This is a genomic window from Gardnerella sp. DNF01151, assembly GCF_049244235.1.
GTDB classification, from domain to species: domain Bacteria; phylum Actinomycetota; class Actinomycetes; order Actinomycetales; family Bifidobacteriaceae; genus Bifidobacterium; species Bifidobacterium swidsinskii.
Genome location: NZ_CP058389.1, coordinates 778,267 through 804,490, shown reverse-complemented (window position 1 = coordinate 804,490; position 26,224 = coordinate 778,267). Strand labels below are relative to the sequence as shown.

16 protein-coding genes and 1 pseudogene are annotated in these 26,224 nt (G+C 39.1%); 6 read left to right on the top strand and 11 right to left on the bottom strand.

Annotated elements, in window-relative coordinates:
* Positions 1-10: 10 nt before the first annotated feature.
* The 3 genes from HXT37_RS03380 to HXT37_RS03370 all read right to left on the bottom strand — a co-directional run bounded on the left by HXT37_RS03380 (position 11) and on the right by HXT37_RS03370 (position 5,375).
* Positions 11-3,061 carry a UPF0182 family protein gene (locus HXT37_RS03380; RefSeq protein WP_421779760.1) on the bottom strand — a complete coding sequence of 1,017 codons (3,051 nt, stop codon included), beginning with the start codon at positions 3,059-3,061 and terminating at the stop codon, positions 11-13.
* A 321-nt stretch (positions 3,062-3,382) separates the two neighbouring features.
* The gene (locus HXT37_RS03375; RefSeq protein WP_116994792.1) at positions 3,383-4,672 is read right to left on the bottom strand and encodes a uracil-xanthine permease family protein; all 1,290 of its coding nucleotides are present in this window, start codon (positions 4,670-4,672) and stop codon (positions 3,383-3,385) included.
* Between the two features lie 337 nt (positions 4,673-5,009).
* Complete coding sequence (locus tag HXT37_RS03370) at positions 5,010-5,375, bottom strand: DUF488 domain-containing protein (RefSeq protein ID WP_101892149.1); 366 nt, start codon at positions 5,373-5,375, stop codon at positions 5,010-5,012.
* Between the two features lie 221 nt (positions 5,376-5,596).
* Between HXT37_RS03370 and HXT37_RS03365 the strand changes: the two genes are divergently transcribed.
* On the top strand, positions 5,597-6,658 hold the full coding sequence (locus HXT37_RS03365; protein ID WP_033888753.1) for a YeiH family protein: 1,062 nt from the start codon (positions 5,597-5,599) through the stop codon (positions 6,656-6,658).
* Between the two features lie 102 nt (positions 6,659-6,760).
* On the opposite strand, the pseudogene HXT37_RS03360 reads toward HXT37_RS03365, so the two are convergent.
* From HXT37_RS03360 to HXT37_RS03345, 4 genes and pseudogenes are all read right to left on the bottom strand, one after another.
* Positions 6,761-7,545, bottom strand: a pseudogene (locus tag HXT37_RS03360) (L,D-transpeptidase).
* 146 nt (positions 7,546-7,691) lie between these two features.
* Positions 7,692-8,780: a redox-regulated ATPase YchF gene (gene ychF / locus HXT37_RS03355; RefSeq protein ID WP_102703039.1), complete on the bottom strand. Its 1,089-nt coding sequence runs from the start codon at positions 8,778-8,780 to the stop codon at positions 7,692-7,694.
* A gap of 54 nt (positions 8,781-8,834) precedes the next feature.
* Positions 8,835-9,638 carry a pyrroline-5-carboxylate reductase gene (gene proC / locus HXT37_RS03350; RefSeq protein WP_064621611.1) on the bottom strand — a complete coding sequence of 268 codons (804 nt, stop codon included), beginning with the start codon at positions 9,636-9,638 and terminating at the stop codon, positions 8,835-8,837.
* 126 nt (positions 9,639-9,764) lie between these two features.
* A complete protein-coding gene (locus HXT37_RS03345; protein ID WP_102703038.1) occupies positions 9,765-11,147 on the bottom strand; it encodes an alpha/beta fold hydrolase in 1,383 nt (460 codons plus the stop codon).
* Positions 11,148-11,264: 117 nt separating this feature from the next.
* On the opposite strand from HXT37_RS03345, the gene HXT37_RS03340 reads away from it, so the two are divergent.
* Together HXT37_RS03340 and HXT37_RS03335 are read left to right on the top strand one after the other, a co-directional pair.
* On the top strand, positions 11,265-13,820 hold the full coding sequence (locus HXT37_RS03340; protein ID WP_248893285.1) for a sensor histidine kinase: 2,556 nt from the start codon (positions 11,265-11,267) through the stop codon (positions 13,818-13,820).
* Between the two features lie 9 nt (positions 13,821-13,829).
* Positions 13,830-14,603 (top strand): response regulator, encoded by a 774-nt coding sequence (locus HXT37_RS03335; protein ID WP_116994796.1) that lies wholly within the window; start codon positions 13,830-13,832, stop codon positions 14,601-14,603.
* Between the two features lie 82 nt (positions 14,604-14,685).
* Here the strand turns inward: HXT37_RS03335 and HXT37_RS03330 are convergent, their stop codons facing one another.
* The 4 genes from HXT37_RS03330 to HXT37_RS03315 all read right to left on the bottom strand — a co-directional run bounded on the left by HXT37_RS03330 (position 14,686) and on the right by HXT37_RS03315 (position 22,165).
* Positions 14,686-16,638 carry a chromosome partitioning protein ParA gene (locus HXT37_RS03330; RefSeq protein WP_102703035.1) on the bottom strand — a complete coding sequence of 651 codons (1,953 nt, stop codon included), beginning with the start codon at positions 16,636-16,638 and terminating at the stop codon, positions 14,686-14,688.
* Positions 16,639-17,022: 384 nt separating this feature from the next.
* On the bottom strand, positions 17,023-19,716 hold the full coding sequence (locus HXT37_RS03325; protein WP_012914078.1) for an ABC transporter permease: 2,694 nt from the start codon (positions 19,714-19,716) through the stop codon (positions 17,023-17,025).
* Between the two features lie 17 nt (positions 19,717-19,733).
* Positions 19,734-20,573 (bottom strand): ABC transporter ATP-binding protein, encoded by an 840-nt coding sequence (locus HXT37_RS03320; protein ID WP_004111369.1) that lies wholly within the window; start codon positions 20,571-20,573, stop codon positions 19,734-19,736.
* A 269-nt stretch (positions 20,574-20,842) separates the two neighbouring features.
* On the bottom strand, positions 20,843-22,165 hold the full coding sequence (locus HXT37_RS03315) for an O-acetylhomoserine aminocarboxypropyltransferase/cysteine synthase family protein (protein WP_064621975.1): 1,323 nt from the start codon (positions 22,163-22,165) through the stop codon (positions 20,843-20,845).
* Positions 22,166-22,485: 320 nt separating this feature from the next.
* Between HXT37_RS03315 and HXT37_RS03310 the strand changes: the two genes are divergently transcribed.
* Genes HXT37_RS03310 through dprA form a run of 3 tightly spaced genes read left to right on the top strand, consistent with a single transcriptional unit; the run spans position 22,486 to position 26,218 of the window.
* Entirely contained in the window at positions 22,486-23,034 is a 549-nt protein-coding gene (locus HXT37_RS03310) for a YraN family protein (RefSeq protein WP_421779755.1), read from the top strand.
* Positions 23,034-24,677 carry a YifB family Mg chelatase-like AAA ATPase gene (locus HXT37_RS03305; protein ID WP_004111366.1) on the top strand — a complete coding sequence of 548 codons (1,644 nt, stop codon included), beginning with the start codon at positions 23,034-23,036 and terminating at the stop codon, positions 24,675-24,677. The genes HXT37_RS03310 and HXT37_RS03305 overlap by 1 nt, the downstream gene beginning before the upstream one ends.
* Entirely contained in the window at positions 24,674-26,218 is a 1,545-nt protein-coding gene (dprA, locus tag HXT37_RS03300) for a DNA-processing protein DprA (RefSeq protein ID WP_004111365.1), read from the top strand. The genes HXT37_RS03305 and dprA overlap by 4 nt, the downstream gene beginning before the upstream one ends.
* Positions 26,219-26,224 lie beyond the last annotated feature (6 nt).

Sequence of the window (26,224 nt, the reverse complement as noted above, 5' to 3'; positions counted from 1 at the left end):
GAAAACCTACTTACTTACCTGATTCTTCTTTCATTGCTTCATTAATAGCATCGCTCAACTCTTTTTGTGCCTTTCCGTAAGCTTCCCAGTTTCCGGATCGCATAGCAGAATCAGAATCTTTTAATGCTTGAGCCGCACGTTTAAGTGCTTCTTTAGCTTTTTGGCTCATAGAATGAGATTTTTCTGAATTCGTAGACTCATTTTCCTTAGAAGTACCTTCTTTAGAATCAGCATCCTTAGATTCATTATTTTCAGCAGCATTGTTTGAAGAAGAATTATTAGAAGCATCTCCAGCCAAAGCGCCCGAGTTTCCGCCAAATACTTGATTAAGTGCTTCATCTAACGTATCTGCAAATCCAACTTGATCTCCAAACGCAACTAACACCTTCTTAAGCAAAGGATAGCTAGTAGAACCGCTAGATTGCACATAAACGGGCTCTACATAAACCAGCCCACCGCCAAGAGGCAATGTAATCAAATTGCCGCGCTTAACTTTAGTAGAACCGGATTCAAGCAAATTCAATTCTTTAGAAACATTTGCATTAGCGTTGAAATTATTCTGAGCTTGACCAGGTCCTGGAACATTAGATATTTTAGGTAATTCTTGCAAACGAATCTTACCGTAATTTGGACCAATCTTTCCAGGAGTATCCCCCGCATCTGAATCAACAGACAAGAAACCAGTTAATATTTCACGAGTACTTTTACCTGCCGGAATATAAGTAGAAACAAGCGAAAATACTGGTTTCTTTGCGTCTCCAGTTTGCAAAGTCAAATAGTATGGAGGTTGCAAAATATCTTCTTTTTGTGCTTTTTGAGATTCAGTTGGATCAACAGGAATCTGCCAGAAGTCTTCTCCAGAGAAGAATTGGCTTGCTGTATCGACGTGATACTTTGCTAATAAGTGACGTTGAACTTTAAACAAGCTTTCTGGGTAACGCAAATGCTTCATCAAATCGCCAGAAATCTTAGAAATGTCATGATAATGACCTGGGAAAATTGAACGCCATGCTTTAATCACAGGGTCTTTCGTATCCCACACATACAAATCAACAGATCCATCATAAGCATCAACTGTAGCTTTCACAGAATTACGAATGTAGTTTGCGCGCTGATTTGTCAACCCTTTAATAGAATGAGAAGTTGTTGTTGTGGAATCTTGAGTTACCTTACCAAAATCAGTCATTTGAGAATAAGGGTAAGAATCAGAAGTAGTATAGCCATCAACAATCCACTTAACGCGACCGTCTACTACTGCAGGATAAACTCGACCATCCAAAGTTAAGTAAGGAGCAACCTTAGACACGCGTGTCTTAGGATCACGATCATACAAAATTTGAGATTCAGAAGTCACACGGTCAGAAAAAAGAATCTGATCAGACTCAAATCTAATTGCATGCAAAAGTTTAGAGAAGAAGTTTCCTAAACTTGGACCACCATTGCCTTTGAAAGTAGTTAAAGCACCTTGAGAGCCAGTCGGATAATCAAACTCCCATGGAGATGTCCCTTTTGGAGAACCAACGATAGAATACTCAGGAGCATTTGGTGAGAAGTAAATACGCGGTTCATACTTTTGTGACTTAGTAAGTTTGCCTTGAGCAGGAATACCATACTCCATAAATTGTGGCTGTCCATCTGTTGTTACTTTATTTCCGTAAGCTGCAACAATTCCATAGCCATGCGTATAAACTGTATGATCATTAACCCAGTTTCGATTATCGTTGCCAGCTAAATCAAGCTCGCGCGCAGCAATAACCGTATCTTGACTTACACCGTCAATATCGTATTTATCAACTGAAAGCGTATCTGCGAAAGTGTAATATTGCTTCGATTGCTGCAATTGACGGAACGTTGGAGACGTAACTTGTGGATCTAACAAACGAATTTGCGCAGTTGACTCTGCTTCTTTTGATAATGCACCTGATTTACCTTTAGAAGTAGCGTTATACGATTCTTTCTTTACGTTATTTAGCCCGTAAGCAAACTTTGTTGCATCGATATTACGCTGAATATAAGTAGCTTCCAATTCCTGAGCATTAGGAGCAACTTTAAATCGCTGCACAAGTGCCGGCCAAGCGAAAGATATAACAATTGAGCAAACAATCATAAAAGCTAAAGCAATAATTGGTGTTTTCCATGCCTTAATTGCTGTTTTAAAACGCACTGAAATTGGTGCTTCTACAGATAAAGCATGAGATTTCATAAACCAAAATGCAATAACAGAACCAACTAACACTGTTATCACTGCCATTGCTATGCTTCCAGGAACACCAGCATTCATGTCAGTGTATGAGCCACCTGTAATTCGAGATCCATCAAGAGTTACTAAAGCGAACATGTCTAAAATCTGTTGAAGTGCCCATGTCAAAATCACAAGCATAAACCATACAGAAATTTGTCTACGTGCTCGTTTTGTAATACTTAATATGCCTTTACCATCGATAGGCATACTAAAACGAATTGCTCCCATAAGAATGTGCGTAATAATAGAGAAAACAAGAGATATTACCAATAAAAGCACAAATGCATTTATAAATAACCTTAATCCTGGAAGCACAAATACATAGAAGCCATTGTCAATTCCAAATTGCGGATCTTTAATGCCAAAAGGTTGGGCGTTAAACATTAACAAAATTTGCGCCCAATGATTGTAGAATTTAAATCCAAATACTGCGCCTACAATCAATGAAAAAATTCCTGCAACATGCAAAGCAAGCTTTGAACTAATTCCCTGCTTTAAATCAATAACATTGCCTTTAATTCGAATATAAGTTCCATCTGCATTGCTTGGACGCGCTTTTATTGCCAAAGCTGCAGACAAGTATCCAAAAGCAGACATTAATATTGCATAAAGCACCCAAACGCCCACTTTTGCTGCAAGCTGAATCCAAATAACACTTTCAAATCCAAGCTGTGAATACCACATGCAATCAGTTATGAACCTTGCGAGAGCAAATATTGCAGCTACAGCAAACGCGACGATTAACACTACTATCGCAAGAATCCACTTCCACTTTTTTGCAGTATAAGTAAATTTTGCAAAATTCAGATTAACTTTCATAGAACAATTTCTTCCATTCTTAAGCTTATTGTTGTTATCTTTCTCATCATCATTGAGAATATAGTCTGTACATTTTTGTTACTTTTATTGCTCGCACTGCTCTTACTATTTTTATTATTTTTAGCCATATATGCACCAGCAACAACCCACATAATGCCAATAATTACTTCTATGATGAGCTTCAACATAAGGTTAATGATACTATACTAATTATTCCCAATCTATATATTATGTAATCAAAATTAATTACAAAAAGCGCACCCGCAAGTTAATGCGAACGCGCTTAAAGCGATTAAATTAAATCAAATTGGAGTATTTAAGCTAGGCAACATCAGGATCATCTTTAGCAATCGTACCAGTAAGCTTTCCAATAGCCTTCAGTAAGTGGTATACAACCAACACCACAACGGTTCCGATTGCAATACCGTTGAACTGAATTCCAGAAATAGCAAACTGGAAGTTAGCAATACCAATAATCATAACGATTGCAGCAATCATAATATTCACTGGTTTATCGAAGTTAACTTTGTTTTCTACCCAGATTCTTACGCCAATCATGCCAATCATGCCGTAAAGCAAAGTGGTCACGCCACCAAGAACACCAGCTGGGATTGAATTTACAACAGCGCCAAACTTTGGGCAAAGGCTCAATATAAAAGCAAAAGCTGCAGCACACCAATAAGCTGCAGTAGAATAAACCTTTGTTGCAGCCATAACACCGATATTTTCACCGTATGTGGTGGTACCACAGCCGCCAAATAAACCAGCAATAGCTGTACCAAAACCATCTGCGAATAATGCAGTTCCAATCTTAGAGTCATAGTCGCGACCAGTCATTTGAGCTACAGACTTTACGTGACCAACATTTTCTGCAATAAGAACAAGTACTACCGGCAAGAACATAAGTAGAACAGAGAAATCAACTTGTGGCGTGTGGAATCTAGGAAAACCAATCCAAGAAGCTTCTTCAATCTTTTTAAAATCGACTTGACCTTGGAAGCATGCATAAGCGTAACCAACGAGAACACCTAAAAGAATATTTAAACGACCAAGAAGACCGCGAAATACTACAGCAATAAGCATTACAGCAACTAATGTCACAAGAGCTGTATCTGGAGCTTTCTGGAAGTTAGTCCAAACTGCAGGTCCTAAATTAAAACCAATAATTGCAACGATTGCACCGTTTACAACAGGCGGCATAATAATGTCAATCCACTTAGCTCCTGCAAAATGTACAAGCACACCTATAAGAGCAAGAAGCAAACCTGTGCACATAATGCCAAAGCTTGCAACTGCAATACCTTTATGAGCTGTTGTTACAGCCATAACAGGTGCTATAAGACCAAAAGAGCTTCCCAGATAACTAGGAAGCTTATTTGCGTTAATAAGTAAGAACAGTGCTGTAGAAATAGCAGTGAACATCAATGTTGTTGATGGATCAAAGCCCGTAAGAATAGGCACCAAGAACGTAGCACCAAACATTGCAATAACATGCTGAGCACCAATTCCAGCAGTACGAGTCCAAGTCAAACGCTCGTCTGGCTCTACAACTTCACCAGGCTTTAACGTTTTGCCATTACCGTGAAGCTGCCACGTGAATAATGAATTCATTTCTTCTCCTTGCAAAAACAAGCTATGCAAAATGTTGTGTAAACAAGTGTCGCTAAAAAACAAGCACTCATTGAGCGCTGGGATGGCAGCTTCTGGGAGGTCCATTGCACCACCGACCCATATGCCAAAGGGACATTCTAATGTCGCAAAACGAAAGTGTCGAGCATAAGAAAAAAATTACAGCTTTGTTTTTTATTTTTGTTGGAATATCAAGCAAGGTCGGCGTGTTGAAAAGAATGCAATGAACACCAACTAAAGTTGATACTTACTAACTTATGTTTATAAAATAATTAAAGTTAGGCAAAGTTAAACAATCGCAAAATTAGTAAACACATACTCAAGCAAGTAATTTTTGTAAATATTCTTGCAAAACTAATGCGTGATTTACTTTTGGATTTTTTGCAGCATACAACAAAGTTATAGTTTGATACTTATTAAACAAATCCATAATCACACCAACAGCTTCATGATTTGAATCAAGTTCTTCAACATAACGATGTGAAAATTCTTCAAAATGCTCCGGGTCATGATTAAACCACTTGCGTAACTGCGAAGTAGGAGCAATATCTTTAAGCCATTTGTCAATATGAGCATATTCTTTGCTTATACCACGCGGCCAAAGTCTATCAACCAAGACTCTCACACCATCATCTTCACTAACCGTTTCATACACACGCTTAATCTTCACAGTGCACTTGTTCATAAAATCTCCTTTATACGTTTACCATAATCGCAGCTTTATTTATTTTTTCAAGGAATTATTTACTAGCAAAAGATATCTGCGATATAAATTGAGTTATTATGTTCGATTATGTGATTTTATGTCGGCGTGTCGCGTTTATTTGCAGCAAAATTATATAAAATTTGCTTAATTTTTTTAATTTATGTTCGTTTTTGTCCGATTATGGGAGAATACTTGGCTAAATGGTTAATTTCTTTGATACATGGAAAAAGAAAATCTGCACCATCGATATGGCTCTTATTGCTGTATTGACACTTCTAGCATCCTTTATTGGCAGCTGGCTTAAGCAGTACCCAGGTTTCCAATTACTTGGTGCTCTTATTATTGCGTTGCTTGTTGGCATGGCTCTGCAGCTGCCATTGCACGTGTACAAAATGAATAATGATTCAAGGCGAGCAGGCGTTAAAAGCGCTGCTGGTTTGATTGCAAACAAACTTCTTCGTCTAGGTATTATTCTCCTCGGATTTAAGCTGAATTTGCATGATTTGTTTACCAAGGGCATTAAATGCTTGCCTATTGCAGCTGTGTTAGTTGCAATAATGGTTTGCGTAACTTATAACATTGCTAAACTCTTGAAAGTAAATCCTCAGCTTGCAATGCTTACAGCAGGAGGCACAAGTATTTGTGGAGCTGCTGCAGTTATGGGTCTTTCTGGCTCAATGCCAGTTCTTCCAGAAGAGGAAGATGAGAAAGAACAGAACGAAGTTATGGCTGTTGCAACAGTTGCAATTATGGGCACTATTTACGCTCTTGCTGAAATCTTCATCCTGCCTAACTTTGGCATGACTAAGCAGCAGCTTGGCATTACAGCAGGTGCATCACTTCACGAAATTGCACATGCTGTTGCAGCTGGCGGAGCGTTCAATAGTATCGATGTTGCAACAATCATGAAGCTCTCGCGAGTTCTTATGCTCGTTCCAGCCTCCATCTTTATTGCAATTTGGTGGAATGCTCGTCATAGCAAAGTTGAAAATGGCGGAAAGCATAAGATTAGCTTCCCATGGTTTATGCTTGGCTTTATTGCAGCATCTGTTATTGGAACTTACGTTCCTTTCGTAGCAGCACACGCATCAACTCTTGTAGAAGCAGGATACGTTTTCCTTGGCATGGCTATGGCTGCACTTGGAATTAACGTAAACTTCCGAGCCATTTTCAAGCAAGGTCGCGCAGCATTTGCAGCAAGCTTCCTAGCTTCTATTGTTTTAGTTGCTTTGGCTTATGCAGCTGCAGTACTGTTCTTCTAAATAAAACATTACAAAATAGTTTTGCTTAACAAATGAGGGTCTTCGTTTGAAGACCCTCATTTTATATTCTCGATAATTTATTTTCGTGTATTCTTGAAAAATCTATCTAATATGCACAGCCGTTCCATCAGGAATATTTTTATAAAACCATTTGGCATCCGCAACACTTAAACGCACACAGCCATGCGATGCAGGCTTTCCAAGCTTCATGCCTTCCGATGGAATATATTCACCAAAGTTGTAGCGCGTTGGAACCGAATGGAATAAGTATTCTCCACCAATAAAACCAACCCAATAATCAGCACCAACTTTTTCCTCATCATTAAAGAAATGTTTTCCGCGCATATTAATGTGATAATCACCATGAGGAGTGGAATCACCCATTCCAGAACTCATAATCATTGTATATACAGTTTTACCATTGGCAAGAATATGCACTCGTTGCTTTTTTAAGTCCACATTAACTTTTAAGTCAGAAACTTTAACTCCTGAAAGATTTGGATATTCACCACCAGTAGGATGTTTCCAAAAACATGATTAACCGTTGATTTATCTAACTTTTGTTTGCAATATTTATCGAAATATTTTTCAAACGACTTATTATCAGCAACCTCATTGTTTTTATTACCAAGATTGTTACTATAAGCATTTTTTTCGCGCTGAATTAATACAGAATTCTGCAATTTTGCGCTGTATCTAGACGAGTAAGAAACCATATTAACAGTTTCGAAAATAATAAAGCACAACCATGCAATCAGCAAAGAAGCTAATAAAACAGAAGACGTAATACGAGCAGCTTTAGAGCTTCTCCTCCACCAGTTGCGCATTTTCGCAGCAATGCGAATGCACTTTTTAATGTCATTCATTATGTTACGAATAAACTGCATTATGTCTCCTATATAAATGCAAAAGCGTTGCATCCAATAGTTTAGCAGGAAATTATTAGATGCAACGCGCAAAAAGCAATATTTTTCACTTATTAATTCAGCAATATTAAATATGAATCATACTGCTTTTATTTTCGCAAACAATCTCATACGTTGAACTTAAATTCAACAATATCGCCGTCTTGCATAACATAATCACGGCCTTCAAGACGAAGCTTGCCTTCCTCTTTAATTTTGACCATAGATCCTTCAGCAGCAACAAAATCATCATATGACACAATTTCTGCCTTAATAAATCCACGCTCAAAATCAGTGTGAATCACACCAGCAGCTTGTGGAGCAGTCCAGCCTTTATGAATCTGCCAGGCGTGAACTTCCTTAACACCGGCAGTTAAATAGGTTTGAAGACCTAAAATATCGAATCCTACGCGAGCAAGCTGATCCAAACCAGATTCCTTCAAACCAGCATCTTCAAGCATTTCACGAGCATCTGCTTCGTCGAGCTCAGTAAGTTCGGACTCAAATTGAGCATTAAGGAATATTGCTTTTGCAGGAGCGACAGATGCAGAAAGTTTAGACTTTAAATCTTCATCAGCCAACTCCGAATCATCCACGTTAAACACGTAAATAAATGGCTTAGCAGTTAGCAAGTGCAAATCATACACGTCGTTTTTATCAATAAGCTTTTCGTTATGAGCCTGGTCAATAGTTTTGCCAGATTCAAGAATTTCCTTAGCTTTATTTACAGCGTCTACGTATTCTTGCGTAACTTTCTTACCGCGCAAATCTTTTTCAAGCTTTGGCAAAGCATTATCAATAGTTTGCATATCGGCAAGAATTAGCTCAGTATTAATCGTGTCAATATCGTCAGCAGGATCTACTTTTCCGTTAACATGCACAATATCGTCGTCATTAAACGCGCGAACAACTTCGCAAATAGCGTCTGCTTCGCGAATATTAGCAAGGAACTTATTGCCCAAGCCTTCACCCTCGGAGGCACCCTTAACAATTCCTGCAATATCAACGAAAGTAACTGTTGCTGGAACAATTTTTTCAGTATTAACTAATTTAGCTAAAACTGGAAGACGATGATCCGGAAGCGGAACAATACCAGTATTAGGCTCAATAGTTGCAAACGGATAATTCTCCGCCAAAACGTTGTTGCGGGTTAAAGCATTAAACATAGTGGACTTACCAACGTTTGGCAATCCAACAATTCCAATAGTTAAAGACATATTTACCTAGTTTAGACCAGCGCCGGGAAAGCCGACACAACTTGATTTTATTTACTATTTATTTTCAATAGCATCAACTGCAGCAATCACATCTCCCCTAAATCCGCGAGATTCTAGCTCAGCAACGCCACGAATAGTTGTTCCTCCAGGAGAGCACACTGCATCTTTCATAATCCCTGGATGAGTGCGCGAATCCATATATAACGCACCTACTCCTTCAATCATTTTTGCAGCCAAACGGTAAGCACAATCACGTTGCAAACCATATTTCACACCAGCATCGCCCAATGCTTCCATATACATTGCTGTAAAAGCTGGAGCACAGCTAGAAATACACATTGCAATATTCATATGATCACTATTCACTCGCTCTACCAAAGAAATTGGCTCAAATAAAGCACTAAACATTGAAAGTTGACTATCACTAAGCGTATGAGTAGTTTCAGCTAAAGTCACGCCTTGGCAGACCGCAATAGGAGTATTCGGAATAATGCACTGAACATGAGCATTCTTGCCAAGCAGTTCCATGTAACGCTCAAGCGTCCAACCGGCTGCAACGGAAATAACAGCAATACCTCGTTCATTAATAACTTCACAAATTGGCTTAAGCACTTCAGCAACCTGATACGGCTTTACAGCAATAATAATCACATCACTTGCTTCACACACTTCTTGAGCAGTACGCATAGCGCGAGCGCCAATTAGTGAAGTATTACGCTCGAGTTTTTCAAAATTATGCGCGCACGCAACAATATTTTCACCTTGCAATACTCCTGCATTCAGCGCACCTTTAGCGATTGCTTGTGCCATATTGCCATAGCCTATAAAACCAACAGTTCCAGATACACAAGTACCCATACATGACTCCCTTTAGCGCATTGATAAAACAGTAGTGCACTCATTACTAAGCAAACAGATGTATAGCATAGCAAAGAGTGCACTATAATCATTGCGCATATTAAAATTATTACCTTTGTATACGGCTTATCTCTTGTAAATTCCCTCTAAATCGCCGCGATTCAACGCCTCATCAAACAAATGACGGAAAACAATATCTCCATGTAAACCATCATGCTCAAACTCGTTCGTCGTCCAATAGTGAGAGTTGGCAATATGAGAAAGAGTGTCAAGCTGAAGACCAGAATCTACGTACATGTCATCAAAGTAAACTGCAGATTGCAATGGAACTTCGTTATTAGCAAGTTGATCTTGATCGTAAATTTTGCCAAACTGCTTATCTTTCATCAAGCAGTCAACAGCTGGAAGGAATGGTTGCAAAGCAAGCTCTTGATCATACATCCAAGGAAACATTGCTTCGCCAGTGAAAAGAAGAGGACGAGCAGAACCAGAAAACTCTGGCATTGTTTCCCTAACCTGCTGGGCAGCCCACAAAATTGGATGCTCTAATTCGCCATCAGCATAAATAAACTCTTGCAACGGCCAGTACAGCGGGCTCGAAGCAGTAGCATCCATTACACCGTAAACAAACTCGTCGCTTAAACTACCAGCAACAGAACCGCCAGCGTGTTTGAAAGCTTTAAGCGAACCGTCACCGTCAGAAAAAGCGGAATCAAGAAGCCAGTGCACTCGCTCAAAACTTGGTTTCATACCAAAGGAAGAGCCCAACATTTGGAATCGTTCAACCGTAAGTTTTTCGCCATTTGGAAGCATAACGTCTCCTTGAGCAATACGGTCTGCAATAGCAGCGGCGCGAGCCACATCCTGCGGATAACGCTCATAGAATTGCTCTGTTTTGCGAGCCATACGCGGGAACGTGTGTTCGTAAACTTCACGCGCATTCGCCGGAACATGAGGAATACCGCCGGTTGTGAAGCTTGCAATTAATCCTTGCGGGAACAGTGACAAATATGTAAGCGTAAGGAAACCGCCGTAGCTTTGTCCCAAAGACACCCACGGCTTCGCATCAAACTCAGTAAGTCGCAAATGCTCAAAATCGCGAATAATTGAATCAGCTAAGAAACGCTTCAAATACCATGCTTGACGCTCAACACTAACGCCGTCATCCAACATACGCTTCATGGTTGAAGCATCTACCCTTGAGGAACGTCCAACACCGCGCTGATCCGGCAAAACTACGCGAAAATGCTTAATAGCCTCTTGAATCCAACCATCGCTAGAAGGTGAAAGCGGACGTGGGCACTGCCCGCCTGGGCCTCCTTGCAAGAACACAAGCAGCGGCAAATCGTCATGCACATGCTCAGGAGCGCAAACTACTCTGCAGAATAAGCGAATAGTCTCACCTTTGATAGCACCACCCGGAGTGTTACCCTCCCAATCAAGCGGCACATCAATCGCTCGTTCTTCAATATGCAATCCCGGAACATAATAGCTTGTAAGCAATGCCATCTTGCCATCCCTTTCTTTATTTTCGTGCTACATTGCAACTATCAATTACACACTCTATTTATAAATCATACTCAAGTTTGATTGTTCTATAAAGTACTATGCACTAGCCTAGTAATTATGAAAGTACCTAATATGTTTCAAAGTGTTATACAGCGCTTACGAAAAGAGCTCTCATTAAACGACATATTATGGGGTATTATTCCGTTTATTCTTTTTATGCTTTCAAGCGATCGCTACGTTATAAGCAACGTTGATGGCTTTTTGACTCAAGGTTCGCTTATTACAGTAACGCTTATCAATATTGTTGTTGCATTACTACTTTCAGTCCGAAAACTATGGCCTGAACAATCGGCTACTATTTTTATTGTTATTTGCATTGTGCAAGTAGCATTTGGCTCTACTCAACTTTTCGCTGATTTCTTTGGTTTCGTGCTACTTGTTAATGCTATTGCGCGCGGAAATCCAGAACATTCAAAAGCTTTTGTTATTGCAGCTTACGTAACAACAGTATTATCTTGCGCAATAATATCGTGGAATATCGTAATGGGGCCAATATATGGCAACAATCATTCAAAAGCTAGTTATACTTGTAGTGTACAAAATATAAATAGTAGTAACATAAAAAATTGCGTTTCAAATATACTTAATTTTGCAATTCCTTCAATAATTTTTGCGATTATTATTACTACTATTACGGTTATTATTGGCTACTGGCAGCGCACTCACGTGCATACTATTCAACTTTTGCAAGATCACAATAATGCTATTCGCGCGTACCGCCGAAAAGCTCAACACATTGCTGTTACTGCAGAGCGCGCAAGAATTGCAAGAGATATGCACGATATTGTTGCCCACACGCTTTCTATTATTATTGTTCAAGCAGATGGTGGTCGTTATGCAGCAACCAAAGATATTTCTCTTGCTAAAAAAACAATGTATATTATTAAAAACGAAGCCGAGCGCGCCGTTCATGACATGCGCCGACTTCTAGAAGCTTTAACAGACGCTCCATCGGGTCAGTTGGATTTCAATCACATACCTTCGCTTATTGAGCAAGCAAAAATTGCATCTCCTAAAAATATTTTTTGGCATACTGTTGATGGCATAAATTCTCAAAATAGGTTTAACACTGACGCACAAACCGTTGCATACCGCGTTGTTCAGGAATCTCTTACTAATATTCGAAAGCACGCAGGAGATGGCGTTAAAATAAACATTCATGAACAGTGGAAGAACCAAGGCTTAACACTAAAAATCACGAATGAAATACACAAAACCGAAGCTAACCAAACGCAAAATAGCAATGCGCAACATAAAAACGGTTATGGCTTAATTGGTATGAAAGAGCGACTTGAAAATCTTCACGGAACGCTTGATTATGGGAAACTCAATGATGGAACGTTTAGTATTGTTGCTTTTATTCCATATTCTTACAGCACAGACCAATCAAACACTACTGCTTCTGTATTAAATAGTATTCCTAACGTTACTCATAAAAATCTAAAAGTTAATAATGAATCGGCGGCGCAAGCAGAACCGGCAAATGTGAAACCAGCAGATGTAAATGTTCCAACCTCATCAAAAGTTTTGCCAAAAGTTTTACCAGAAACAAATGCTTCACAAAATAGGATTGAGAAAGTATCTCAATGGTTTGAACAACATTGGCTTATTGGAGACATTATTTATGCATCACCTTGGGTTGTTATGATGCTTTTTATACCAACTTACGATTTTACTGTTGGAACTGGAATGACTTCACAATATTCAAGCTCGCTTTCATCACAAATACTTTATAGAGTATTTACTCTTACAACCATGATTCCATTCATGTTACGTAGAAAATCTCCAACTACGTGCGCAATTGTTGCAGCAGTATTTTCTGCAATACAGCTTATATTCCTGCCTAACATTTTATTCGCTAATTTTTTCATACCAAATATTATTTACGCTGCGGTTCTCTACGGCAAAAAACGCGCATGGCAATGGGTTAGCGCAGTAGTGCTTGCCGAATCTGCTATTTTCGCAGTAAAAATTGGTATTGTTACAAGAAATATTCCACAAAATGAAACTCCAATACGATTCTTTACATCGAATATTGTCACAACCAATTTTTATGACATTATGCAAATGGCGTCCGTTGGATTAGTTTTTGGTTTCATAGTTGCAATAATTTGTTTTACAGTTATTGCGTTTGCTTATTCCCGAAGAAATGATGACAATAATTTACTGCTTCTAAAATCGCGCAGAACGGAACTTGAGAAAGAACAAAAACAGCTAGCAATTCTTGCAGCAAACGCAGAAAGGCAACGACTTAGCGCAAATATTCAGCAAAAAGTTGCCGTTACACTACACAAAGTAATTGATGCCGCAAATAGCGGTATCGATATGCTCAACGAATACGAAGAAGCAAGAAATAATATAGAAAATCAAAACTGCGTAAAACCAGAGCAAGCACTTGAACAAAGTGAAGCAATTAGAGAATCTTTCAAAAATATTAGCGACGAAGGTCGTTCAGCACTTAAATACATGCGAAAGCTGCTTGGAATCTTACGAGAAACCGGCTCCAGCGTTAATTCAACGAATAATGCTGCGAATGTAACTGAAATTGCAGTTCGCCCTGCTCCTTCGCTCGATGAGCAAATTCAACACAGTGCATTAAATAAGCAAGAGTAAGTTGATACTATGGAAAATATGGAAAACAATGAAGTAATTCGCGTTGCAATAGCAGACGATCAGGAGCTTGTGCGAGCAGGATTTGCGATGGTAATAAATTCGCAGCAAGATATGCACGTTGTATATCAGGCTTCTAACGGATCACAAATTGTAGAGCTTTCTAAAAGCCAGAATCCAGACATTATTCTTATGGACGTTCGCATGCCTGTAATGGACGGATTGGAAGCAACTCGCAAAATTCTGCAGCAAAAAACTAACGAAAATACTAAAATTATTATTCTAACAACTTTTGATTTAGACGAATATGTTATGGCTGCAATTCATGCTGGTGCTTCCGGGTTCCTTTTGAAAGATACTGAACCTGAAACTTTGCTTAATTCAATACGAACAGTGTATCAAGGAAACGCAATTATTGCTCCGACTGCTACGAAGCGTTTGATTGAAAATATGATTCAGCAAGGCAAAGTAGCAACAAATACTACAGAAAACAGTGCTGCGAATTACACTGCACAAGTAAGTTACGACGTACAAGCAAATCCGGCTGCGCAAGAAACACAAAGTTGCGCGTACACAAATTCAGCTATTACAGAACTTACTGATAGAGAACGCGAAGTTCTTGTTGAAATTGCTCACGGACTTTCAAATCAGGAAATTGCTGACAAACTATTTATTAGCTTACCAACAGTTAAAACTCATGTTGCGCATATTTTAGGAAAAATCGGTGCTCGAGACCGCGTGCAGGCTGTAGTTTTCGCTTACGAAAATGGCTTAGTTAAGTCGTAAGCATATAAAAATGCGGCTATTTATGCATAGACACAAATAGCCGCAAATTCAGATTATCAACGTACCGAGTAGTTTTTTTAATTTATGCTCTCGGAAGGCGACGGTGACGCATAACAGTAACGCCGGCAGCAGCAGCTCCAGAAATGGTTAGCACACCCAAAACACCCAGCATTATAGTGCTAAGCATATTGCCAGAAGACTTGTTCTCGGCTGTAGCACTAGCTTGAGCTTGTGGCTTATTGCTTTCAACAGGAGTCTTTTCTTCAACTTCCTCAGTTTCACCATTATTATCTTCAGGCTTCTTCGAGTTTTCTTCTGAAACTTGAGATTCAGTTGACTTATCTGCTTGCGAAGTATTGTTCGACGGAGCCACAGCAGCTGAAGTACTAGCAGCAGCTGGAGCATGAGATGCAGCTGCGGAAGAAACACTTTTAACCAATTCAGCAGCTGGAGTTACTGCCTTCTGAGTATTTGCAACAGTAGGATTTTCTGCAGGTGCTACAGGAACTACAGATGCAGAAGGCGTTGCAGGAGCTGAATTATCTTCAACCTGAACTGCTGGCACTACTGGGGTAGCAGGAACAACAGAAGCAGGTGGCATAGCTGGAGCTTTAATAGACGGAGCTGGAATCTTAGATTCAGGCACTGTAGGAACTGGAGCAGTTACTTTCGGAGCAGATGCTTCAGGAGGTACAGGTACTGGAGCAACATGCTCTTTAGATTCAGAATCAGAAGGTACTGGAGCAACAGGATTAGTCTGTTTTTCAGATTCTTTGGCATTATTATTACCATCAGAGCTGCTACCACTTTGCTGATTCTTTTGAACTTTTTCCTGTTCCAATTGAGCTTTGAGGGCAGCAACTTTAACTCTAGCTTCCTCAAGATTCTTTTCTGCGTCCTTTAAAGAATCCTCAGCTTTCTTCTTTAAATCACTTTTCTCAGTTTTCTGCTGAATCTGATTGTTTTTAAATGTTTTAGCGCCTTCAAAGCCATTTCTTAATGATTTAATTTTTTCATCTAGTTTCTTTTTGTCGTCAACTAACTTATAGTTCTCAATAATATTATTAAGAAGCTTTGTTTCAGACTCTGCTTTCTTTACTTCAGAATCTTTACTGTTAGAAGCTTCAAGCTTACTAGCTACATTTTTCTTAGACTCATCAATTTGATCTTTAATCTTTTGAAGTTCTTCATCTGCTTTTTCAAATTCTTGCTTTGCTGTTGTGAAAAGAGTCTCTAATTCGTTCAAAGCTCTTTCTTTATCAGCAACAAGTTTCTTATTTTCTTCAACTTTTTTGCTAAGCGAAACTTGATCATTAGAGACTTTTCTAAACTGGTCCGCTAGAGAATAAATATTACCGGCATCGTTTTGATCAACTTTTTCTAACGCAGTTTCTAATTCACTGATTTTTGTATCATACTCTTTAATTTGAGCAGAATCGCTTGCAATAGATTCCTTAAGATTATCTACTTCTTTGTGAAGATTTGAAATCTGTGATTCATATTGTTTTATGTTAGCTGTAGCTCTTTCTTTTGTTTGACTTTTTTCTTCTTCGTCACTTTGCAAAGCATCAAGAGCTAATTTTGCATTATCATATTGCTCTTTTAAAAGTTCATATGCGGCTTTTAATCCAATAAGTTCGTTATCCTTTTCTTCTTTGGATTTTTCAAATTCTGCAATTTTTACTTTTGCAGCTTCGGAATCCATTTTCAATGCATTTTCAGCTTCTAAAAGTTCCTTTTCCTTATCTTTCTCAACGTTTTCAAATCTTTTTTCAGTTTCAGAGATTTTATTTAAAAGATCGTCAAATTCTGCAACTTTTTTCTTATACTCTTCAATTTGAGCTTCTAATTGCTGAACCTGCTCTTCAGCTTTTTCAATTGCTTCTTCAGTAGATGCTTTTGCAGTCACCTCTGTTTGAGCTTGCGTATTTTGTACAACCTCAGCAGCTTCTTGCGCCCATGCTGGCATTGGACCTTGCAGGAACAAAACAAATCCTGCGATTGCTGCGGCAGATTTTTTCTTGACCGTTACCATATTTGTTACTCCTTGCTCGTAGCGGCCTTCATGTCTAACTTATGTCAGCAGTCATTTTGAGCATAACAAAGAAATAAATACATTTTCAATGCCATTTATTCGGAATATTTCCGATAAAACTTGTCATGATGAATAATAATCGTATTATTTTTGAATATTACTAATAAAAAATGCTCTTTTTTTTACATAATATTATGCTAGTCGCATAATTATACGCACGTTTTAATAAAAAAATAATAACAATATTACAAATTTTTTCAGAGTGTCGAAAAAGCCTAAGAAAAAGATAATGCCGATAAGTAAAATTTACATACCGGCACTATCTCTATTTTTTCTGCAACTTAACTTCTACAGACTATCTTTTCACATATGTTCTTACGAAATTTAGTCCTCCGCGAGCGCAACTACTGGCGAAGACTTCACTGCTCTACGAGCTGGAAGCACGCTGGAAAGAAGAGCTGCAAGCAAAGCGATGAGAGCAAGAACCGCGTAAATAGTCCAATCAACTACAAACGGAACTTTGCCAATTGTGCTAAATACCATGTAGGATCCAATCCAACCAAATGCTGTTCCAACAATCAAGCCTGAAACAGTGCTTGTTAAGGAAATCAACGTTGCTTCCAATGCAAGAGACCTTCTAACCTGTCCCCTTGTCATGCCGATTGCGCGCAAAGTTGCAGATTCTTTGGTTCGCTCAATAACAGACAAGCTTAATGTGTTTGCAACGCCTATTAAAGCAATCACAACAGCTACTGCTATTAAGCCAACAAGCGCCATCATCATTGCGTCGATAGTACTCTCCCACTTTGCTCGCTCAAACACGCTTCCAGTAGACACAACCTCCGCATAACTAGATGTAACATTTCGAATGTTTTTAGCAATATCTACAAGATTAGCTTTGCTAGAGTCTACCGAAATGAGCAAAATATGCGTTGTGGGCTTAAGGTAGTTATTGAAGTAGGATTTGCTCACAAAAGCAGTATTATTTGAATACACACCAACATTTCGATACTTCTTAAACTGAACTTGCTTTACAGTAATGCTCTTATCGTTATTACTAGAGTCTGTATTCATGCCAGTAAATGGCGTAATATTATCACTGTCTGTTTCACCAGAACTGTACTTTTCTACATAAGCCTGCAGATTAAGACTTCCTTTTTTAAGATCAAAAGGCTCTCCACCTTCATCATTAAACTTAGGCAAAAGCACAGAATCTTTGTTTATATTAACGCCATCAAGGTCAGTGTGCATTACATTTCTAAGTTGATTTACATTATCAACTCCAGCTGCCATAGCGTACTCAGTTTTGCCCTTAGCGTTCTTAAAAGTCATAGGAACTGCAGGAAGCAACTCAGTATGCTTTATTCCACTAATCTTTGAAATGTCGGCAGCTAAAGATTCATCAACATTCTTGCCTTGAATAATAATGTCAACACTGTAACGGTCATCAACAACACCTTTAAGAGTTGCTTTACCGCAGATTGCGCCAGTTACTACTGTTGAAACAAGAGTTACGCCAATAAGCAAAGCTGTTCCAGTTGCTGCAACTCTTCTAGGGTTTCGTTGCACGTTTGCGTTAGCAACTTTAGAAGCAGGCCCACAAAGTGCCATAACTGCGCCAGTTGCCTTCATAGCAAACGGCATCCAGAATGTTGCTGTAATAATAATTCCAATAAACACAAGCGCGCATCCAAAAACTGCTCCAATCAAAGTCCTCCAAGAGTCAGCACCAGCATTAGGTGACTGCTGAGCAATCATGCTTGCCAAAGAAGTAGAACTTAAAGCCGTAAATAAAATACCTACAACAATAAATAGAACGCCAAAAACAGCGCGAATAATGCTTGCACGCTTATCTTTCATCAAATCCATTGGTCGCAACGCTTCCATAGGCGTTACTTTTGTAGCAGATCGCGCAGCACCCATAGATGCAAGAACTGTTACAATCGCGCCAATTACTATTGGCCACACAATCGCCGGAAGTGAAACAATCAAAGGAATTTTAGATAATGGTCCAGAATTAATATTCAAGTTACTAATTGCGCCCATAAATCCTATTGCGCAAAGCACGCCAATAGCCGCAGAAATAACTCCAAGTATTGCAGCTTCAAGCAAAACTGCTGTATAAAGCTGATGCGATTGTGCACCGATTACGCGCAAAAGCGCAAGAGTGCGTCTGCGTTGAGCAACCAAAACTTGGAATGTGTTTGCTATAACAAGCGAAGAAATAAGCAACGCTAGAACACCAAACGATAGCAAGAACATAGTCACAAAATTTGTGCCGTTTGACACACTTCGAACAGCTCTTACACCAACTTCGTGCCTAGACATAAGAGAAAATTGCTCTGGAAGCAAAGCGTTAATCTTAGGAGATAAATCGTTTATTTTAGATTCATCAATACTCATGTACACTTTGCTTTGCACAACTTGATTGTCAAAATTTTTAAGATTGTTGAGTTTTGCACAAAAATCATTCGTTATGCCACCAAGATACGTGCCGCGATTTGAAATTGGTATTTGAGAATGTTCTCCATCGTCAACAAGACCAACCACACGAACATCGTACGATTTTTCTTTATTTCCGCCAGCTTCATCTACTTTAACCAAGGTTATAGTATCGCCAATATTTGCATGTATGGATTTAGCAATACTTTTAATAAGCGTAATTTCGCCTATTTTTTGCGGATCTCTACCTTCTGTTGATTTATACACAGGAAGATTTCCATACAAACCACTAGACCAAGCAATACTTGTAACTGATTTATCACCTTTTTCTACTCCTACAAGCGCAGTCGCATCGTCACTACGAATACCGTTGACACCAGGCATCTTCGATATTTCGTCTAAATGAAGGTCTTTATAATGAATTCCACTATTCGGAGAACTGTTAGAGCTTTTAGATGAGATTGCATAATTTGCGCTATGGAATTCTTCCGTTGCATTGCGAACCATCAAGTCGTCAACACTGTTTACAAAAAGCAAAGTAGCGCTCATAAACATGCTGCCTATAAGAATTGCAATTCCAGAGGCGATTAGCATGCGCACGCTTTTACGCATAAGTTTTAGCGCGATTTTCCACATTCTAACTTCACCACCTTTTATTGCAATTGAGCAGACTGATTACTAATACCAGCCTCGCTGCGTTCCATAAGCATCTTGCTCATGCCTTCCGCAGTAGGATTTTGCACATCTTCAACGATTTGGCCATCTGCAAACACGATTGCTCGATCCGCGTAAGAGGCTGCAACAGCGTCGTGAGTAACCATAATCACAGTTTGACCAAGCTCCGTTACGGACTTCTTCAAGAAATGCAAAACTTCTGAGCTGGAAGCAGAGTCAAGATTTCCGGTAGGCTCGTCTGCAAAAACTACGGAAGGCTTAGAGATTAAAGCTCGAGCAATTGCAACACGTTGACGCTGACCGCCTGAAAGCTCAGCAGGTCTGTGATGTAATCGATTTTGCAATCCAAGAGTTAAAACCAAAGTATTAAACCATTGCTTATCTGGCTTTTTGCCCGCCAAAGTAAGAGGCATGAGAATATTTTGCTCAGCGCTAAACATTGGAAGAAGATTAAAACTTTGGAAAATAAATCCGACCATTTCGCGTCGCATAAGCGTAAGCTGCTTATCGCTCATGCCTGTAATATCTAGGCCATCTACCAAAACTTTTCCAGAATTAACGCTGTCAAGACCAGCCAAAGAGTGCATTAAAGTTGACTTTCCGGAACCAGAAGGACCCATAATCGCCGTAAACTTGCCGCGTTCAAAACTTACGCTTACATCTCGCAAAGCGTGAACAATGCCTGCACCCTTGCCAAAATCTTTAACAACATGCAAAGCTGCAACTGCAGTCTCACCAATCAAGTTTTGGTTAAAATCTGCTCTAAAATCTAAAGCATTTTCTTGCTCGTATGAGCTTGTTTCGTACGGACTGTTCATAACTGCTCCTTTTCTTAAAAAGTAGTAATCGCATAGTTATCTACTGCTAATACTTAAATTTACGGAAAAATACAGCTGATTACCATCGTGCGTAAGGCGGAAATTATTGAGAAAAAATTAGCGTCTCATCCTAAAGTATGATGCACAAATTTACAAAATGTATAAAAATCGGAGCACATACAAATACAATATGCGCTCCGAATAAAATGGTAATGGATCTTCAGGAATATTTTTAATTGATAATTTTTGCTTTGCTTTCTCTTTTCTATTTAAGCAAGTCCTGCTTTACGAACTGCATCAAACCCGCGCTGTAAATCAGCAAGAATATCGTCAATATGTTCAGTTCCAATAGACAAACGAATAGTGCCTTCATGAATGCCTTGATCTTCCAATTCTTCAGGAGTTTCCTGAGAGTGCGTAGTAGATGCAGGATGAATAACCAATGACTTCACGTCAGCAACATTTGCAAGCAATGAGAAAAGCTGTAAATTGTCAATAAATACGCGAGCTGCATCCCTTCCACCTTTAATATCAAACGTAAAAATAGAGCCTCCACCATTCGGGAAGTAACGCTTATAAAGCTCGTGATCAGAACGACCTTCAATAGAAGGATGACTTACAGATTCAACCTCTGGCACAGTTTGCAAATATTGAACAACCTTCAACGCATTCTCAACGTGACGCTCAACACGCAAGCTCAAGGTTTCCGTGCCTTGCAAAAGCAAGAATGCTGCAAATGGGCTAATGCAAGCACCAGTATCGCGCAAAATAATCGCACGAATACGCGTCACAAAAGCCACAGGTCCTAAAGCTTCATAGAAGTTCAAACCGTGGTAACTTGGGTCAGCTTCTGTAAGAGTTGGGAATTTTCCAGGGACTTTAGCCCAATCAAAATTGCCGCCTTCAACAATAATGCCACCAAGAGTTGTACCATGACCGCCAATAAATTTCGTAGCAGATTCGACTACAATATCTGCACCATGCTCAAGCGGACGGAAAAGATATGGAGTTGCGAAAGTATTGTCAACAAAAACAGGAAGATTGTGGCGATGAGCAATCTCGGAAATAGTCTCAAAATCAGGCAAATCTGCGTTAGGATTACCGAAAGTTTCAAAGTATACAAGCTTTGTATTTGGTTGAATAGCATCCTCGAAGTTTTGAGGATGCTTAGGATCGACAAAAGTAGTTGTTACACCATCTCGAGGAAGAGTGTGACGAAGAAGGTTATAAGTTCCACCATACACATTCTTTGAAGACACGATGTGATCGCCCTGCTGCGTAATGTTACGAATAGCATAGTCGACAGCGGCCGCGCCAGAAGCAACAGCCAAAGCTGCAGTACCACTTTCAAGAGCTGCAATTCTGCGCTCAAAAACATCTTGAGTAGAATTCGTTAAACGACCATAAATGTTTCCAGCGTCACGCAAATCAAAACGAGCTGCAGCATGGTCAAAATCATGGAATACGTAGCTTGTTGTTTGATAAATAGGAACTGCACGAGAATCAGTTGCCGGATCCGCCTGCTCTTGACCTACATGCAATTGCAAGGTCTCAAAATGATACTTTCCTTGCGTTTCTTCAATATCGCTCATAATACCCCTCCAGTTTTGCGACTTTTTAAACAGTAGATTAGTTTGCTTCAGCTTACTTTGCGCATCCGCTTACTTTTCCGTTTTCTGTTTACATATTTATTTAAGTGATAACGACAATATGCCACTATGGTTCATTCGTACATACCTGTGGTTATCAAAATTAGCTATAACGAATTAACAGTTTGCAAAAAATAGCGAAATTTGTTTTAGAAAAATACGGAAAATATACTGAATTTCTAATACAACACGCCGTATGCAGCTTTTATCCACAATGCTTAAAAAATCTGGATTACTGCTCAATAAGCACAGAAAATAGCAGCATGATTACACAAAAACACATTATTGACGATGAAATTATCTCGCTTGCCGAGATTGACAACGCTGAAACTGCTCAAGTATTTTTGCAAGAAAAACTTGAACAAGTGTCCAACGAGCTTCAAGATGATTCTCTTGAAAGTAAAGAGTTGGGAAAACTGGGAGAAACATACGCCGCTTTGCGACTTATGCAAAAAGGGTGGCACGTTATTGACCGAAACTGGCATTGCCGCAATGGAGAGCTAGATTTGGTGATGATTACTCCAGAACAAAAATTGGTATTCGTGGAAGTAAAAACTCGAAGAAGCGTACGTTGTGGCACTCCACTTGAAGCAATTACTCAAGAAAAACGTAGCAAATTACGTACAACTGGTATGAAATGGCTGGAAGAATTCGGAAGCGACATACCTCATTACCGTATTCGATTTGACGCTGTATCAATTCTTATTATTAACAAATACACTTATCCAGATTCTGCATATGAATTGCAATCTTTGGAAGAAATTGAAGATAATTCATCAATCCAATTCAAGCATGTTCAAGGAGCATTCTAATGCATATTGGAAACGCAACGTCAATAGGGCTTATTGGTCTTAAAGCTTTTACTATTCAGCTGCAAGCTTTTATATCTGGAAATATGCCAAACTTTTCTATTATCGGCTTACCTGACACTTCATTAAGCGAAGCAAGAGAGCGCGTTAAATCAGCTCATTTTGCGTTGCATTGCAAATGGCCTGAAGGAAGGGTAACAGTAAACTTATCACCTGCTTCAATGCCAAAAAGCGGAGCATCATACGATTTAGCTATCGCAGCAAGCATACTAAGCGCAGAAAAGTATATTCCACTTACAGAATTAGAAAATACAATTATTTTAGGAGAACTAAATCTTGACGGGACAGTATTACCTATTCAAGGCATTCTTCCTATTGCACTTTACGCAAAAAAGATGCATTTTAAACGAATGATTATTCCACAAGAAAATCTTGCCGAAGCACAACTTGTAGATGGAATTGAATCTATTGGAATACACCATATTTTAGATTTAGTGACGCAATTGCATGGCAGTTTGAGCGAGGAATCATTAAAGCTTATTGAAGAAGACCCTGCGTATAAACATATGCAAGTTCTTGAACGAAATGGAAATTATAACAATGGAGAAGAAGATTATAATCCGTCAATTCACGAAGAAAGCACTTCCCCACTACAAATTGAACCAAAACATGAAATTGGAGATATGTCTGAAGTAATAGGGCAAGAACATACAAAATGGGCTCTACAAGTTGCTGCAGCTGGAGGACATCACGTGATGATGATTGGACCTCCAGGATCTGGAAAAACCATGCTAGCTTCACGAATACCAAGCATTATGTGTCCACTTAACGAACAAGAACAGCTTGAGGTTGCTTCAATTCGTTCACTTTGTGGCACACTTCCCTACTACGGAATTAGCAATATTCCACCATTTGAAGCACCTCACCATACTGCTTCAGCAGCTTCTCTTATTGGAGGAGGAACAGGAGTTGCAAAACCTGGGATTATTACTAGAGCACATTGCGGAGTGCTGTTTATGGATGAGGCTCCAGAGTTTTCTCCTAGAGTATTGCAAACCCTAAGAGAACCATTGGAATCAGGGCATATTGCTATTTCTCGTTCAAAAGGGACAACTCTTTATCCAGCTAAATTCCAGCTTGTTGTTGCTGCAAATCCTTGTCCTTGCGGATACGCATACGGAAATGGAGAACGATGCACTTGCAAAGAGCGCGAAAGAGCACGATATTTTTCACGCCTTTCAGGTCCAATTCTTGACCGTATCGATATTCAAATGGATGTGCCTCCAGTAGAACGAATTATTATTTCAAACCATCATCACGACAATGCACAAAACTCAGTTAAAAACACGTATCTGAATAGCAAAACAATGCGAGATAACGTAATAGAAGCTCGTAAAATTGCTCGCGACCGTTTTATAAAACAAGGCTGGGATTGCAACGCACAAGCATCTGGAACATGGCTTAGAAAATACACTTCACAGCAAGCTGTAGGACTTATCAACCGTGCATTAGAAAAGCATCAACTGAGTTTGCGCGGAGCAGATAGAGCATTGCGACTCGCGTGGACGCTTGCTGATCTTTCTGGACACACTTCACCAGACATGACAGACATTGCACAAGCTATCAGTTTAAGGACACGAATATGAATACTAAGAGCATAAACAACACGGATAACACTAAAGAAACCATTAGTACATCTAGCGATTTTTCTTCACCAGACGAAGAAACAATATCTCGTGCAATACTTACATTCTGCCTTGAAGGAGCGGATGCAATTATGTACACACTACTATTGGGATCTAAAAGCGCTAAAGAAATTGTTTCTCTATTAAAAACAATTGTGAAAAATTATACGAAACAACAATCAGCATGCTCAGCTCAACAAATGCAACTTCCAATTATTAGTGAAGTAGCAGATCAAGAAAACGATGCCAATTCTAAAACTTTTACCTCAAGAAAACGTAACAAAAATCAAGAATTAGTATCTACAATGTTAAGTTTCATAAAAAAACATAAAGAGCTTGCTCTCTTAGAAAATTATTTCAAGAAGGGCTTAACAGCGTGGGGTTATCACAACAATAATGCGCCTAAATCTTTAGAAGTGCTACACAATTCTATTTCAACATGGTGCGTTCGATTATTGCATTTGCCGACATGGAATAGTGAATCACTATGTCAATGGTTCACTTGTGGCGGAAAGCAATGGATTATTGCACCACACAGCAAATATTGGCCGAAACAATTACAAGATTTGGCTTTTCAGAGTCATTTCTCACCACCTTTATGCTTGTGGGGCGTAGGGAATCCACAAACATTAACACAATGTCATAATCCACTTGCTATTGTTGGTTCACGCTCTTGCACAGACTACGGAAGAGAACTCGCATATCAATTTGCTTATGATTGCGCTTCGAAAGGTCATACTGTTATTTCTGGTGGAGCGTACGGAATTGATGCAGCAGCACATTGGGGCGCATTAGATGCACAAGATATAGATGAAAATAAGCCTACAGGAAAAACCATTGCTGTATTTGCAGGAGGATTAAATCATATGGGCCCCAGATGCAATTATCAGCTTTTTGAACAAATTATTGCAAAAGGCGGAGTGTGTATTAGCGAACTATGCCCAGATACAACACCAGTAGGCCACAGATTTTTATTGCGAAATAGAATTATTGCAGCTCTAGCATCAAAAATTATAGTTGCTCAAGCAAGATTACAATCCGGAGCGCTAAATACTGCAACATGGGCAACGGATTTAAATCGCGAACTATACGCTATACCAGGAGATATCAATCAGCCTAATAATGCGGGATGCAACAAGCTAATACACGATTCACAAGCTATAATATTGTGTTCAACTCAAGATATAGATATTCTGTTTCCTCAATCTCATCACTACTTTGCTTATTCTCAACCTAAACCAGAAAAATTAAGTATAGACTATAAAAATTATGACAATACACAAAAACTAATTATCGACGCAATTACAACGTGCAAACGCAAACACGAACTTGCAAATGTTGACAGAATATACGAAATAATAAAAACTTCTTACAAAGAAAAACAATTAGATTACATACCATCTATTGCTGAAATTTCTGGAAAAATTGCATTGCTAGAATTGGAAGGAATTATTGTACAAAATAAAGAAAATTTAACATTATCACAGCAAAAAGTAGCGTAAAATAAC

What these genes read in the sequence shown, in the direction of transcription:
- HXT37_RS03380 (WP_421779760.1), bottom strand. Translation starts at nt 3,061, where the DNA reads ATGAAAGTTAATCTGAATTTTGCAAAATTTACTTATACTGCAAAAAAG.
- HXT37_RS03375 (WP_116994792.1), bottom strand. Translation starts at nt 4,672, where the DNA reads ATGAATTCATTATTCACGTGGCAGCTTCACGGTAATGGCAAAACGTTA.
- HXT37_RS03370 (WP_101892149.1), bottom strand. Translation starts at nt 5,375, where the DNA reads ATGAACAAGTGCACTGTGAAGATTAAGCGTGTGTATGAAACGGTTAGT.
- HXT37_RS03365 (WP_033888753.1), top strand. Translation starts at nt 5,597, where the DNA reads ATGGTTAATTTCTTTGATACATGGAAAAAGAAAATCTGCACCATCGAT.
- ychF (WP_102703039.1), bottom strand. Translation starts at nt 8,780, where the DNA reads ATGTCTTTAACTATTGGAATTGTTGGATTGCCAAACGTTGGTAAGTCC.
- proC (WP_064621611.1), bottom strand. Translation starts at nt 9,638, where the DNA reads ATGGGTACTTGTGTATCTGGAACTGTTGGTTTTATAGGCTATGGCAAT.
- HXT37_RS03345 (WP_102703038.1), bottom strand. Translation starts at nt 11,147, where the DNA reads ATGGCATTGCTTACAAGCTATTATGTTCCGGGATTGCATATTGAAGAA.
- HXT37_RS03340 (WP_248893285.1), top strand. Translation starts at nt 11,265, where the DNA reads ATGAAAGTACCTAATATGTTTCAAAGTGTTATACAGCGCTTACGAAAA.
- HXT37_RS03335 (WP_116994796.1), top strand. Translation starts at nt 13,830, where the DNA reads ATGGAAAATATGGAAAACAATGAAGTAATTCGCGTTGCAATAGCAGAC.
- HXT37_RS03330 (WP_102703035.1), bottom strand. Translation starts at nt 16,638, where the DNA reads ATGGTAACGGTCAAGAAAAAATCTGCCGCAGCAATCGCAGGATTTGTT.
- HXT37_RS03325 (WP_012914078.1), bottom strand. Translation starts at nt 19,716, where the DNA reads ATGTGGAAAATCGCGCTAAAACTTATGCGTAAAAGCGTGCGCATGCTA.
- HXT37_RS03320 (WP_004111369.1), bottom strand. Translation starts at nt 20,573, where the DNA reads ATGAACAGTCCGTACGAAACAAGCTCATACGAGCAAGAAAATGCTTTA.
- HXT37_RS03315 (WP_064621975.1), bottom strand. Translation starts at nt 22,165, where the DNA reads ATGAGCGATATTGAAGAAACGCAAGGAAAGTATCATTTTGAGACCTTG.
- HXT37_RS03310 (WP_421779755.1), top strand. Translation starts at nt 22,486, where the DNA reads ATGATTACACAAAAACACATTATTGACGATGAAATTATCTCGCTTGCC.
- HXT37_RS03305 (WP_004111366.1), top strand. Translation starts at nt 23,034, where the DNA reads ATGCATATTGGAAACGCAACGTCAATAGGGCTTATTGGTCTTAAAGCT.
- dprA (WP_004111365.1), top strand. Translation starts at nt 24,674, where the DNA reads ATGAATACTAAGAGCATAAACAACACGGATAACACTAAAGAAACCATT.